Origin of the sequence: Nonomuraea harbinensis (genome assembly GCF_019396385.1) — a bacterium.
Classification (GTDB): Bacteria; Actinomycetota; Actinomycetes; order Streptosporangiales; family Streptosporangiaceae; genus Nonomuraea; species Nonomuraea ferruginea.
The window spans coordinates 1-12,676 of record NZ_JAHKRN010000063.1 but is presented as its reverse complement, the minus strand read 5'-3'; the positions used below and the strand labels follow the sequence as shown (position 1 = coordinate 12,676).

The 12,676-nt window shown below is 68.4% G+C and carries 10 protein-coding genes; 6 read left to right on the top strand and 4 right to left on the bottom strand.

Annotation, left to right across the window (positions count from 1 at the left end; translation table 11 throughout):
- Nucleotides 1-2 precede the first annotated feature (2 nt).
- Complete coding sequence (locus KME79_RS39070; RefSeq protein ID WP_219550815.1) at nt 3-440, top strand: hypothetical protein; 438 nt, start codon at nt 3-5, stop codon at nt 438-440.
- Between the two features lie 127 nt (nt 441-567).
- On the opposite strand, the gene KME79_RS39065 is transcribed toward KME79_RS39070, so the two are convergent.
- Nucleotides 568-3,939, bottom strand: a complete 3,372-nt coding sequence (locus KME79_RS39065) for a hypothetical protein (RefSeq protein ID WP_219550814.1) — start codon at nt 3,937-3,939, stop codon at nt 568-570.
- A 5-nt stretch (nt 3,940-3,944) separates the two neighbouring features.
- A complete protein-coding gene (locus KME79_RS39060) occupies nt 3,945-4,394 on the bottom strand; it encodes a hypothetical protein (protein WP_219550812.1) in 450 nt (149 codons plus the stop codon).
- Nucleotides 4,395-4,619: 225 nt separating this feature from the next.
- On the opposite strand from KME79_RS39060, the gene KME79_RS39055 reads away from it, so the two are divergent.
- Nucleotides 4,620-5,198, top strand: a complete 579-nt coding sequence (locus KME79_RS39055; protein ID WP_219550810.1) for a carbohydrate-binding protein — start codon at nt 4,620-4,622, stop codon at nt 5,196-5,198.
- Between the two features lie 115 nt (nt 5,199-5,313).
- Here the strand turns inward: KME79_RS39055 and KME79_RS39050 are convergent, their stop codons facing one another.
- Nucleotides 5,314-7,167, bottom strand: a complete 1,854-nt coding sequence (locus KME79_RS39050; RefSeq protein WP_219550808.1) for an extracellular catalytic domain type 1 short-chain-length polyhydroxyalkanoate depolymerase — start codon at nt 7,165-7,167, stop codon at nt 5,314-5,316.
- Between the two features lie 247 nt (nt 7,168-7,414).
- Here KME79_RS39050 and KME79_RS39045 point away from each other — a divergent pair, with 247 nt between their 5' ends.
- Nucleotides 7,415-7,873, top strand: a complete 459-nt coding sequence (locus KME79_RS39045; RefSeq protein ID WP_308249212.1) for a MarR family winged helix-turn-helix transcriptional regulator — start codon at nt 7,415-7,417, stop codon at nt 7,871-7,873.
- A gap of 853 nt (nt 7,874-8,726) precedes the next feature.
- On the top strand, nt 8,727-9,788 hold the full coding sequence (locus KME79_RS39040; protein WP_219550806.1) for a beta family protein: 1,062 nt from the start codon (nt 8,727-8,729) through the stop codon (nt 9,786-9,788).
- On the opposite strand, the gene KME79_RS39035 is transcribed toward KME79_RS39040, so the two are convergent.
- Nucleotides 9,770-10,267 (bottom strand): hypothetical protein, encoded by a 498-nt coding sequence (locus KME79_RS39035; RefSeq protein ID WP_219550804.1) that lies wholly within the window; start codon nt 10,265-10,267, stop codon nt 9,770-9,772. The two genes, KME79_RS39040 and KME79_RS39035, sit on opposite strands and share 19 nt — an antisense overlap.
- A gap of 841 nt (nt 10,268-11,108) precedes the next feature.
- On the opposite strand from KME79_RS39035, the gene KME79_RS39030 reads away from it, so the two are divergent.
- Together KME79_RS39030 and KME79_RS39025 are read left to right on the top strand one after the other, a co-directional pair.
- Complete coding sequence (locus KME79_RS39030; RefSeq protein ID WP_219550802.1) at nt 11,109-12,191, top strand: tyrosine-type recombinase/integrase; 1,083 nt, start codon at nt 11,109-11,111, stop codon at nt 12,189-12,191.
- A complete protein-coding gene (locus KME79_RS39025; protein ID WP_219550800.1) occupies nt 12,188-12,571 on the top strand; it encodes a hypothetical protein in 384 nt (127 codons plus the stop codon). Before KME79_RS39030 ends, KME79_RS39025 begins: the two co-directional genes overlap by 4 nt.
- Nucleotides 12,572-12,676 lie beyond the last annotated feature (105 nt).

Here is a 12,676-nt window from a genome sequence, read left to right as displayed (position 1 = left end):
AGATGACGACGAAGGAGCACGACGAGATCATCGTTTCCCGGCCGGTGCTCATCCCGCCGTCCGTGCGGCCGGTGGCCGCCGATGGCCAGGGCTCCGCCAAGCCGGCCGGTGACGAGATGGTCGCCCGGTTCGCGCAGTTACCGGACGGCGAGATGCGGCCGACGCTGACCGTCTCCCCGGAAGCGCCCGAGGAGACCGTCGCGGAGAATGGCGGAGCCGGTGGGTGGATCTCCGGCGCCACCGTCACCGCCACCTGGTCGATCGCCCAGACCCGCAACGCCTGGATCCTGGTGCAGGGCGTCTGGAAGAAGATCTACAACGGCGGCGACGGGGCGTTCACGGCGCTGCTGACGCTCGCCACGCAGGCCAGGCAGACCGGGTCCCCGATCACCTATCAGGAGGAGCCGGACGGCCTGGTCCACGAGATCTACCTGTGGTGACGGCGTTTCCGGAAACGGCGCGGACTTTCGGCAGGCACGGTGCCGCACTGGCTCGGGTGAGAATCATGGGGAGGAACCGCCCCACCTCGAACGCCTCCGACGCGCCTGAATCCCATCGACGCGTGTCTCAGGTCCGGGTACGTGCGCGTATTCCGGCCGCCTGGCTGACCGTGGTGCGTGCCTCTTCTCCGCGGCCCAGGCGGTCGAGGATCTCGGCGAGCGTGTCCAGCATGATCACGAGGTTGGGTTCGTGCGTGGCGGGTTCGTCGCGGGCGAGCCGCTCCAGGATCCCGGTGGCCCGTTGCGCAGGTTCCAGAGCCTCGGCCGGGCTGGACCACTGCAGGTTGGACGCCAGGAGGTGCAGGGTCGCGGCGAGGGCGAGCTGGTCCGCGCCGGGGTCGTCCCGGGCGAGGAGGTCGTAGAGGTGGGCGGCCTCTCCCGCCGCGGCGGCAGCCTCTTCGTGGCGTCCGACACGTCCCAGCCTGTGTGCGTGGCGTTTCAGCGCGAGCGCGAGATGACCTCGGTGCTCGGCGGAACCGCCGCGGGCCAGCCGGCGGCGGATCTGGACGGCCTCGTCGCCGGCGGTCAGGGACTCCCACGGTTCGTCCTTGATCCACAGTGCTTCGGCCAGCGTCTTGAGCGTGACGGCCAAACCTTGGTCGCGCTCCTGGGCGTCGCCGTGGGAACGCCGCCGGTAGGCCGCCGCTATCTCGTTCAGCATGGCGACGTTCTCGTCCCGCGACTCGCGCTCGTAGGCGCCGGCGGGCTGCTCGTCCGGCGACTGGCCCACGCTGCCCGTGGTCATCGCCGTCAGCCCTCCGTGAATGGCGTACTCCAGCTCGGCGGCGGTGCCCTCCCGCAGGAGTTCCCGGGCGATCGCGCCGATCACGTCCAGGGTCTCGTCCCATCGCCCCAGCATCGCGAGAACGGCGCCGTGGGCGGCCAGCATGCCGAGCAGATCGGTCGCGTCGTCCCAGTGCCCGAGGAAGTCGATGGCGTCGCGCTGCCCGGCCAGGACGAGGTCCCATCGTTCCAGCCGGCGCAGCAGGAGGTCGAGTGAGAGGAAGGTGTGATAGAGCGCCACCCCGTCGGCGGTGGGGTTGGCCCGCGCCTCGTGGCGGAGCACCCGCGCGGCCGTTTCCAGGCCGGTCTCCACGTCGTCCTCGGTCCCTTGCACCCACACCAGGCCGAGCGCCCCGGCGAACGTGTCCTGCCAGGCGTCGCGGCCGTCCGAATCCTTCCGCCGGTCGAGGCGGCGACGGATCCGTACGGCCTCGTCGAGCACGGCGACGGCCGGTTCGGCGCGGCCCAGCCGCAGCAGCACCGCGGTCTGGAAGGCCAGCATTCCGTAGAGGCTGTCCTCGTGGGCGGGCTCGGCGGGGTTGTCGCGGGCAAGCCGGCGCAGGATCTCCATGGCCTCGTGGGCGAGCGCCGCGGCCTGCTCCGGTTCCGAGGCCACCAGGTTGCCCGCGAGGGCCATCAGCGCCGCCGCGACGTCGTCCGAGTAGTCCTTGCCCAGGTTCTCCTGGTCGCGCGCCAGCCGGCGGACCAGGTCGACGCCCTCGCGCGCGAGGGCCAGCGACTCCTCCGGCGCTCCCAGGTACGGCCCGCAGAGTGCGGCCACACAGATCACGGCGGCCAGGCGTTCCTGGTGTTCGGCGGGATCGTCGCGGGCGAGCCGGCGGAAGATCTCGACGGCCTCGCGGAACGCCGCCAGCGCCTCGTCCGGGCGGGCCAGGGCGGGCCGCAGCGCGTCACCGCCGGCGGAGAAGTAGGCCACCGCCGCCAGGTCGTCCGGCTGAGGTATGGCGCCCCCGAGTGCCAGGTCCATGGCGAGGTAGAACGCCGCCGCGGCGAGCTTGGGCTCGAACGTCCGGGGATCGGCGGCGGCCAGCGGCCGGTACAGCCGGGTGGCCTCGGTCAGCGCGGCGGCCGCCTTCTCCTCCTGGTGGGCCTGGTAGAGCCACCGGCCCAGGACGTCGTACAGCTCCGCGCGGGCGGCAGGATCGGTGAGCGTCGGCAGCCGGTGCCCGGCGAGGCGCTCGGTGAGGTCGGCCGCCGCGACGGCGAGGTCGCCGGCCGCGTCGTCCGGGTCCTCGGGGAGGAGACGCTCCAGCGTTTCCAGCGTGGGGATCAGATGGGGCCAGCGTTCGCAGGCCGCGGTGAGGAACATGATCGTCCGCGCGGCGTACGGCGGCAGCGTCCCGTCGCCGGACGGTGAGGCGAGCAGCGTCTCGGGGGCGGTGGCCGCCCACGCCTCCGGCTGGTGCTCGGGCAGGTCGTGGCCGGGCAGGCACAGGGCCAGGAAGTCCTCGGCGAGCCGGTCGGGGTAGAGGGGTTCCAGCACCGTACGGGGATCGGCGGGCGGGTAGCAGAAGGTGTGGTCGGTGAGCACCCGGTCGGTGTCATCGCCGACGCCGACGGCGTCCAGCACCGCCATGGCGTCCCGGAAGCCCAGGGGACCGGTGAGCACGGCGGTGAACACGGCCCGTCGCATCCGGATCGGGTCGGTGCCGAACGTCGTGCGCGCGCCCGTCAGGGGGTCGGCGGTGCCGTGCAGCGTGTGCCAGTGATGGCTCTCGCGCCCCAGCAGGTAGGCGGTCAGCGCCAGCATGCTCTCGCCGGGCGCGGGCCGGGGCGTGTCGCGGACGTGGCGGTCGACGGCGACCAGCGCGGCCATGTGCACCGCCAGGGTGAGGCCGAACTCCTCACGTTCCAGCCAGTCCGGCACGCCGATCGCCGATGCCCGCGTCAGTCCGTAGCAGCGGGCGAAGCAGTCGCGGGCGGCCCTGAACATGTCGCGGCGGGCGTCCCTCGTGCTCGGCAGGGGGCCCAAGGACCGGGCAGTGCAGGCCTCGGGTGGCCAGCCGGCCTGGGTGAGGGCATGGCGCAGGGCGGGCCAGATGTGCTCGTTGCGGGCGAGGAGCAGCACTCGTACCGGTACGTCCTGGTCGAGGATCTTGTTGCTGAACAGCCACGTCAGGTGGGCCAGGGGCCAGCGGTCGGCGTAGTCGACCAGCATGAGGATCCCGCGGGCGGTCCCGAGGCGCAGGTCGTGGCTGGTCTGGTCCTCGGCGTTGACCACCTGGGCCGGCGCGTGCTCGGCGACGATCACCTTCCATCCGTCGCCGGCCGCCGCCGCGGCGAGGTGGGCGGCGAGGCGGGTCTTACCCTGGCCGCCGGGGGCGTGCAGCCAGCGGACCGCGTGGCTGTCACCGCTGTCGCGCCACGTGGTCAGCTCCTCGACTTCACCGTCGCGGCCGGTGAAGTCCACCACGGCGTGGCGGGCGTTGAGGAGCTGGCTCGGCTGGGCCGGGAGCCCGAGAGCGTCCAGCGCGACTCTCAGCTGCGCCCGTCCGCTCGTCTCCTTGAGCAGGTACAGAGGTCTGCCGTCGCCGAAGACGTGCAGATCCGCGCCGATCACCCCGTAGGCGAAGCCGCTCTCGACCCGTACCTCCTGGTGGACGGTACGCCCCAGCTGGCCGAACCTGCCGTCCATGCCGGTCACATGGGGCTGTCGGCGCCGCGGTCCGGCTGCGCGGGGGAGGCGTAGTAGTTGATGTCGCCGTCCATCACGGAGAACTGCCGGGAGTTGTCGCGGGCGATGTTGTACTGGTGCTGCACCCGCTGCGCGTCGGGCAGAGCCTCACGTACGCGCGCGACGAGCTCTCGCAGCTCGGCCTCGACCTCGGGGTGCTCCTCCAGCAACTGGGCCAGCGCCATCTCCCAGACCGGCACCAGCTTCTGCCGCGCCTGACCGGGATCACCGGCCCGCTCCACCAGGACGACGTTGCCGTCGAGCTGGGCTTCGACGGCCGCCTGACGCTCGGGCCCCTGGCGGCTGAACAGCAGGGCCACACCGCTGCGGGTCGCCTGCCAGGCATCGGTGGCCATGGCTCCCACCAGAGCCGCCCCACCGCTGGCGGCCAACGCCACCAGGGATTCGGTCAGCATCGGCTCCTCCCTTCCTCGCGTATATCCGTTGCACGCCAATCCACCGAAAGTCAGATCAATACTGACGGCGCACGGCCGGACACGCCTCACGAACGACGAAGATTCCGCGATCGTCATAATTCCCCTACCGGCCTTCGTCTGAGGCGATCAAGGTGCCACTCTGGAGCCATGTCGAATGCGGCGAGAGGGCAGAAGCGAGCGCCGGGTACGTGAGTATGGCGGGCGGTGCGGAACACCGCGATCGTGGTGCTGGTGGTCTCGATGCTGGGGTTGCGCGCGCAACTGCGAAGCCGGCCCGCCGCCGACGACGCGTCCATCTCGGGGACACCGGAGCCCGCCCACGCCCGTGGCCCGCGACCTCGTACGATCCTGCTGATCGCGGCCGTGCCGGCCGTCGTGGTGACCACCCTGATCGTCCTGGCCGTCGTATCAGAGAGGCCGGTCCGTTACGAGGCCGAGGACGGTAATTACCACAATGCCAGGCGCCTTTACAATATCGACGGCGCGTCTTCTATGGGCTATTTGAACCACCCGGACAGCTGGGTCGAAATCAAGGTTTACGCGCCCAGGGCCGACACCTATACGGTGAACGTGCGGTACAGCGCCGCCGATGGCAACGCGCGTCAGTATCTGACGGTGAATGGCTCGCGCAAGGTCGTCCTGCATTACCCGGGTAGTCCCACCTGGACGTCCTGGTCGGACGCGCCGGTCAAGCTGAAGCTGGACCACGAATGGAACACACTGCGATTCCAGCACGACGACGGACCGTTCGCGGCCGAACTGGACTACGTCGAGATCTCCTGATGTGGCCGGTTCGGCGCGTTCCGAGAGGTCGTGCGGTGCTTCCGCCGCCGCCGGCGCGGATCCCTTGATCACGGTCCCACCTGACGGGGCCGTGATCAGGGAAGCGCGCTGACGGTCAGGCGCAGGTGTAACCGGACGGCAGGGCGGTGTCGCCGTTGGGCCTGCTCGCTTGGAAGCCGAAGCTGGTGGTGCCGGCTCCCGGCGCGAGCGTGCCGTTGTGGCTGACACTTCTGACCGTGACGGTCTGGCCGCTGGTGGTGACGGTGCCGTTCCACGAGCCGGTCAGGGTGTGCCCGGCCGGCAGGGTGAAGGTGACCGTCCAGCCGGTGATCGTCGAGGTGCTGGTGTTGGTGATGGTCAGCGGCTGGATCACATACCCGTTCCCCCACTGGGACTGCACGGTCGGGGTGGCCGAGCAGGCACCGGTCGTGCCTCCCTGAGTGGTGATCTGGACGGTGTTGGAGACCGGTGAGACGTTGCCGGCGGCATCGCGCGCCCGGACCTGGTAGCGGTAGGTGGTGCCCGCGGTCAGGCCCGTGTCGGTGAATGAGGTCGTGGCCGAGGTGCCGGCCTGGGCGAACGTGCCGCCCGACGCGCCGGGAGCGCGCAGGATCTCATAGCCGGTCACACCGGTGTCGTCGGTGGAAGCCGTCCAGCTCAGGCTGGTGCCGGTCGTGGTGGTGCCCGAGGCGGTGAGCCCGGCGGGGGCGGTCGGCGGCGTGGTGTCGCCTCCGGTGGCGGCCGTGGTGAAGGTGACCGTCGCGGAGTTGCCCGACAGGTTGCCCGCGCCGTCGCGCGCCCGTACGTACACCTGGTACTGGGTGCTGGCGCTCAGCCCGGTCAGGGTGATCGAGGTGGTGGTGGACTGGCCGAGCTGCGGGTCGGTGGCGCCCTGCTCCCGGTAGACGTTGTAGCCGGCCAGGCCGGAGCCGCCCTGGTCGGTGGACGCGGTCCAGGTCAGCGTGGCGCTGGTGGCGGTCACGTTGGACGCGACCGGGGCGCCTGGCGTGGTCGGCGGCGTGGTGTCGGTCTGGCTGGTGGTCAAGCCGAAGAACTCGACGGCGTAGCGGGCCATGCCGCTCTGCGGAAGAGCGTGCCCGGCGCCCTGGATGCTGTACGACTCCACCTGCACGATGCCGGACGGATCGGCGTACCGGCTGCGGTTCCAGTTTGCCTGAGGGGTGTCGGTGCTGGTCGGGGTCTGGCTCAGCCCGAACACGTTGGTCCACTGCTCGATCGACTCCCGCAGCAGCGAGTAGGGCACGAGGGTGTCGCTGGTGCCGTGCCACAGCTGCATGCGCGGGCGGGGGCCGGAATATCCCGGGTACGCCTGGCGGACCGCGTCACCCCACTGCTGGGGGGTTCGGTCCATGCTCCCGCCGGTGCACCTGCTGCTTCCCGGCGGGTAGTCGGAGGCGCCGGCGAAGCAGTTGAAGGGCACACCCATGAAGGAGGCCCCTGCCTTGAACACGTCCGGGTAGACGGCCAGCATGTGCTGGGTCATCATGCCGCCGGACGAGCTTCCCGTGGCGTAGACCCGGTTCGGGTCTCCCTGGTGGGTCCGCTCGACATAGTCGATCATCGAGAGGATCGAGACCGGGTCGCTGCCGCCGCCGCGCCGCTTGGCCGCGTCCGACCAGGTGTCGAAGCAGTTGCCGAACCCCGCCGACTGGGTGGCGGTCGGGTAGATGACGACGAAGCCGTATCGATCCGCCAGCGAGGCGAACTCACTGCCCTGGTAGAAGCCGGGACCGGACCCGCCGCAGCCGTGCATCGCCACCACGATCGCCGGCGAGGCCGGGCGCGAGTCCGGCACATAGACGTGCATCCGCATGTTGCCCGGGTTGCTGCCGAAACTGGTCACCTCCATCAGGGTGGCGGCGACGGCCGGCGATCCGAGTACCACGGTCATGACGGCAAAGAGCGCCGCGGCGCAGGCACCAGCCAGCACCGTGGTCAAGCGTCTCATTCGCGCTCCTCCTCTCCATGTCCGCGGCGCGCCGCGGATCGGTCCGCCGCGTAATGACGTCGGTTCGCTGGAAAATAGAAGGGCCACGATCCACCGTCAATGCACGCCCGCTGGGCGTCCCCGCCGGTTCACCTGGCGCAGAGCCGTTTCCCATGCTTATCAAGTAACTTGCTATCAATGACCTTGATAACGGGGTGAGAAACTTACATCGGAGCCCGTACTGACAGGGGCGCGATATCGTCTCCTGGTGACCGATCCGGGTGTCCCCGCGGACGCGCCGCCGCCCCGTGTGAGCTACCTCGTGTTCCGGCTGGAACGCCGCATCCGCGCCTGCCTGGACGATGCGCTCGCCCGGCACGGCATGACGACCACCGGATACATGGCGCTCAGCGAGCTGCGCCTGCGCGACGCCCCGTCCTCGGCCGACCTGGCCCGCATCGCCTTCGTCACCCCGCAGGCGATGAACCTGGTCATCCGCGATCTCGAACAACGCGGCCTGATCCGCCGCGACCCGCATCCCGACGGCGGCCGCGCTCTGCGCACCCGCCTCACCCCGAAAGGCCTGAGCACCCTCCGGCGATGCGACCGCTCCCTCGACAGCATCGAAGCCGTCATGCTCGCCGAGATCGACGGCCCGGACCGCACGACACTCGCGGAAACGCTCACCCTGTGCGCCCGAGCCCTCCACTCGGACACGCGGCCGTGACCTCAGTCCTTCGCTCGCAGCCACCTGAACGCAAGGGCGTCCTGGACCAGCACAGGGAGGATCTTCACCTGGGAAGACGGCTCAGAGCTGCCGCAGCCATACAAATCAACATCCGGCGTGCCGAGCGATATCAACCGAGGATTTTTCAGAATCGTGGGTCGTGGGTTCAAGTCATGTGCCGCCGTCTGCCGCGCTGTACCGCGTACACGCGAGCAACCACCTATTCTTGAACCATCGGCGTTATGCGTCATTGGTCCTGTTCGGGGCATGTGGCTCTCGGAGGCACGATGCAAGGTGCTCCGTGCTGAAGCCCTAGCTGCACGGCGGATCGCACACGCACGAGCAGCCATCGAGCAGTACCCAGCCGACGGTGTTCGTGCCGTGGAACGCAGCGGTGGGCCAGCTGTTGGACCAGCGTCTCCGCGACGACGTCTAGGGTGGGCTCCGCGTCGCAGATCCGGAGGCGCGGCTCCGCAGGGACTGCTGTTCGTGGCCAGCGCCCGGGCGCCGTCGCACGGTCCAACAGCACAGCCATGCAGTCCGCCTCGCAAGGTTCAACACTTTGCGTCGGAACTTCGGCAGGTGGACCGTCGCCCATGCCATTCCCATCAAGCGGCACGAGAACCCAAGATTCGTTCCCTCACCTCGGGCCTGGCGGGCCTCATGAAACAAAAATCGTCAAACAGTACTCTGTATCATCTGTGGTCGGCTCTGTTTCTCACTATAACCTGACAGATATTGACGGCCTTCCCATCGTGCTGGAGCCTCAGTGGAACCGGGCAGTGGCAGCCCGACAGGCGAGGGACGGCTGCTCACCGGTCATGAGGTTCGCCAACCGCACGGAGAACCAGCCATGACGGTGTACGTAGCAATTCTGAAGGGGCGTCAACCCTATCTTCAGGCACTGGCAGAAGCGAGCGATCAAGTTAAAAGCATCATCCGGCCCCTTATTGAAGTGTTCCCCCGACGAGGGGACACGGAAGTCAAGCGCCTCATCACGCGCCTGGCAGGGCAGATAAAGGCGCAAACGTTGGCTGACGTCGACATGTGCTTCGACACCCAGCCGCTGGCCTCCTACTTCGGCCCGTCAGGGCGCAGCGAAGCTCTGCGGCGTCTCACAGACGAGCTAGGCGTACATGCTTTCCGCCCGGTCGTTCACCTCGGCGACACGGGGGAAGATCTCGAGGAATTACGCGAAGTCATCGCTGACCAGCAGATGGGGCTCTGCCTGAGAATCCCCCTCTCGTTCGCCCACAACCTCGACTATCCTCGCGATTTGTTCGACCTTCTCGGCTTGGTCGGTGAGTCACCCGAACGGACCGACGTGATTCTCGAGTGCGGCCACTGCGAGGCACCGGCAGAGACCCATCGTCAACTTACGCAGCCAATGCGACGTCTGCTTGAGTATGAGTGGCACACCCTCACGATTGCTGCTGGATCGTTCCCATCTCCGAAAGACTTCAAGCCTCCGCCGGAACCTTGCATTACTCGGTTGCCGAGGGCGGAGTCGGAACTCTGGTGCAGAGTGAGCACCGCATGGCGCACCGTGGACTATGGCGACTATGGCATCGATCATGCCTCAGCTCCGCCTGCGGATGGGGAGCAGCCTGCTCCTAATCTGCGCTACGCCAGTGGCCAACAGTGGTGCCTGTACTACTGGCCGAAGGATTCGCGCGGCAGGCACAGCACTTTTTATCCGCTCTGCCGGGCATTGATGAGGTCTCCCGAGTGGCCGCGTTCCGGCCCTGCGTTCTCATGGGGTGATGAACAAATCGCCGCGGCCGCTCAGGAGGAACGCGGCCCTGGTGGCGGCGCTCAGTGGAAGGCGTTCGCCTTATCCCACTATCTGGCCCTCGTGACGAGCACGTTGCAGCAGGATGCCAGAGAAGAGGACGGCTACGTGTCGATGCCGTAGCGGGCGTGGATCGCTTCCATCCAGCTCACAGCTTGGGCGGCCAATTGAGTGACCTCTGCGTAGATACGCCGCTCCTGGGCGGCGCGCTCGGGGGCCGGCGCCGTCTCATACGCTTCAGCAGCAAGCTTGCCGAGCTGCGCCATCATGGCCACGACTCGGCCCCGGCCCAGCTCGTAGAGGTCAGCTCCGGCTGGATGGGCGCGAAGTCGCTCGCGCTCGTGCAGGACGTCGTCGAAGGCGCTGCTCAGCCTCAGCTGGGTGGCGTGGGCCTGCACCGCTTCGACGATGAACTCGGCGACCTGTCGCGGATACGCGGTATCGGCGATCTCGAAGTACAGGCTGTACTGTTCCCCATCGCCTGCGGTCACGGCCCAAGGACCGCGTTCGTCCTTATCGGGGTTCGACTGGCTGGGGACGACGGTCCACGAGGCTAAATCGACGGTGCTGATCTGCTCGGGTGTGGGCATCGGTGCCTGCATCGCTGTCTTCCTTTGAGTTCGGGTGTTGGAAGGTGGCGTGGTCGGGCGTCGAGGGTGGTGTCCCATCGTGGAGGTACACCCTGTCTGATCGCCATGGATTGCCGGTCGTTGTGACGTACACGTAAGGCGGCCGGTCAATGATCGCCGCTCCGGCTGATCGGCTGGTGTGTTGCCGGATCAGGTGCCTCGCCGCGGCGAGGACAAGGGGTCTCTCCATGGCTACCAGGATCGACGCCGAGACGCGGCCGACGCCCGGGGCGCAGGAGCAGGTGGTAGGCGAATTCGAGGCGGTCTGGTGACGGCGGGTGTGGTCCGCGCCTGCCGGAACGGGCTCGCGCAGTCAACTATTCAGGATGGGCCGGTATGCAGGCGGCAGCAGAGGCACCACGCCAATCGCGTGGGCCCCGCAGCGGATGACCTCGACCGGGCCTCGCCGCCCTCTGTCTTTGACTCGGCGCTCCGGGTAAGCATCGGCACGGCGAACCGCAGCTGCCTGTCGTGTGCGATCAAGCCCAGTACGGCCTGCTGCTGGTTCCGGCCGTACGCGAAGTGGGCCGCGCCGTTGACAAACGTTGCCATGCTGTCTCGGTGTGGACGGTCAGGAATTTCTCCAGGTGGGCGGCCAGCCTGATCCAGGCTGGCGGCCATGAAATCTGGCTCTGGCACAAAGATCGTGATGTGGTTACGTTGAGTAAGCTATGCGAGCAAGATTCGCTTGCGTAGCAGGTCCAGGTTGGCCCTGCCGAACATTTGGCGCTTGAGGGCTTTAAAAGTTACGTGGAATCTGGCCGTGGAGGTGATCATGTCTCCTCGGTCCTGACCACGGAACTGGGGAGATGGCTTGAGCGGCACGGTGGTGCTGGAGGAGAAGTGGCCGGTGCTGGGCCGGCATGCGCGGGCGGCCGAGTGGCTGCGGATCTGGGCGGATCTGGGAAGGGCGCCGCGGACGATCGATGCCTACGCGCGCGGGTTGGCCGAGTACCTGGAGGTGTGCGAGCGCGAGGGCGTCGACCCGGTGACGGCCAGCCGGGCGCACATCGGCGTGTTTGTGCGGGCGTTGACCGAGCGCCGCAGCCGTCGGGGGGCGAACGTCGTCGCGCTCGATTCGGGCTCCGGCTTGTCGAACGCCACCATCCAGCAGCGGATCGTGCCGGTCAGGCTGTTCTACGACCACCTCATGGAGGAGGGCCTGCGGGATTCCAACCCGGTCGGCAGGGGACGTTACACGCCGGGCCGGCGCTGGGGCGGGCATCAGCGTGGTCTGGTGCCCCGGTTGACGAAGCTGCCGTGGATCCCCACCGAGCAGCAGTGGAGGAACGTCCTGGCGGTTGCGGCCGACGAACCGATCCGCAACCGCGTCATGCTCGCCCTGGCGTACGACGCTGCGTTGCGGCGCGAAGAGCTGTGCTTGCTGCGCACCGACGACCTCGACCCTGCGCACCGCACCCTGCGGATCAGGGCGGAGACCACGAAGAACCGGCTGGAACATGTGGTGCCGTACTCGGTGGCGACCGGTGTGCTGCTGTCGAGGTATCTGGCGCACCGGATGAGGATCAGCAGGGCGCGCGGGCCGTTGTTCCTGTCGGAATCGCGGCGCAATCACGCCCAGCCGTTGAGTTTGTGGACCTGGTCGAAGGTTGTCCGCCGCATCGCGCTGGCCGCCGAGGTTCCGCAGTTCTCCACGCACACCCCCCGGCATCTATGCCTGACGGACCTGGCCCGGATGGGCTGGGAGTTGCACGCGATCGCGACCTTTGCCGGGCATCGCCATACCGACTCCACACTGCAGTACATCCACCTGTCCGGCCGCGACCTGGCCGACAAGCTCAGCCGCGGCATGGAGCACATCCATGCATGGCGCATCGCGATGCTCACCGGCATCGACACCCCCGCAGCGGCCACGACGACGGGAACATCGCGGTGACCGCCGCGCTGCCCGAGCCCGCCGAGGCTCCCCCGCCCCGCTGGTGCTCACCCCTTGCCGGCCACCGTTTCGACACAACGGTTGAGGTTCGCGCCGACGAGATGCGGGGCATCGCCGAACTCGGTGTCCGCAACCTGCGGCGTCTGCAGTATCACGACCGGTCTGCGCCCGGCTGGGCGGCGATCGGACGTCTGCAGCGTCCGCTGGAAGTCGTTAACGCCGGGCTGGACGGCCCGGTTACGCAGCATCGGCGACGCGCCATGCTGGATGTCGTCGCGCTCCTGCTGCTGCGCTGCGCCGAGGAGGGCCGGACCTTCTGGGGCCGGACCGAGGACGAATGGGTCCACCTGCTCGGCCGCGGAACCTGTCAAACCCAGTGAGACATCAGGCTACTTGCGCACTTTGTGGTGAGGTGTCAATCTCGGCGGCCACGGGTGGCTGGTTGATCCACACCTTGGTCGGTAGTGCCGGCGGGTAGGGTCGCC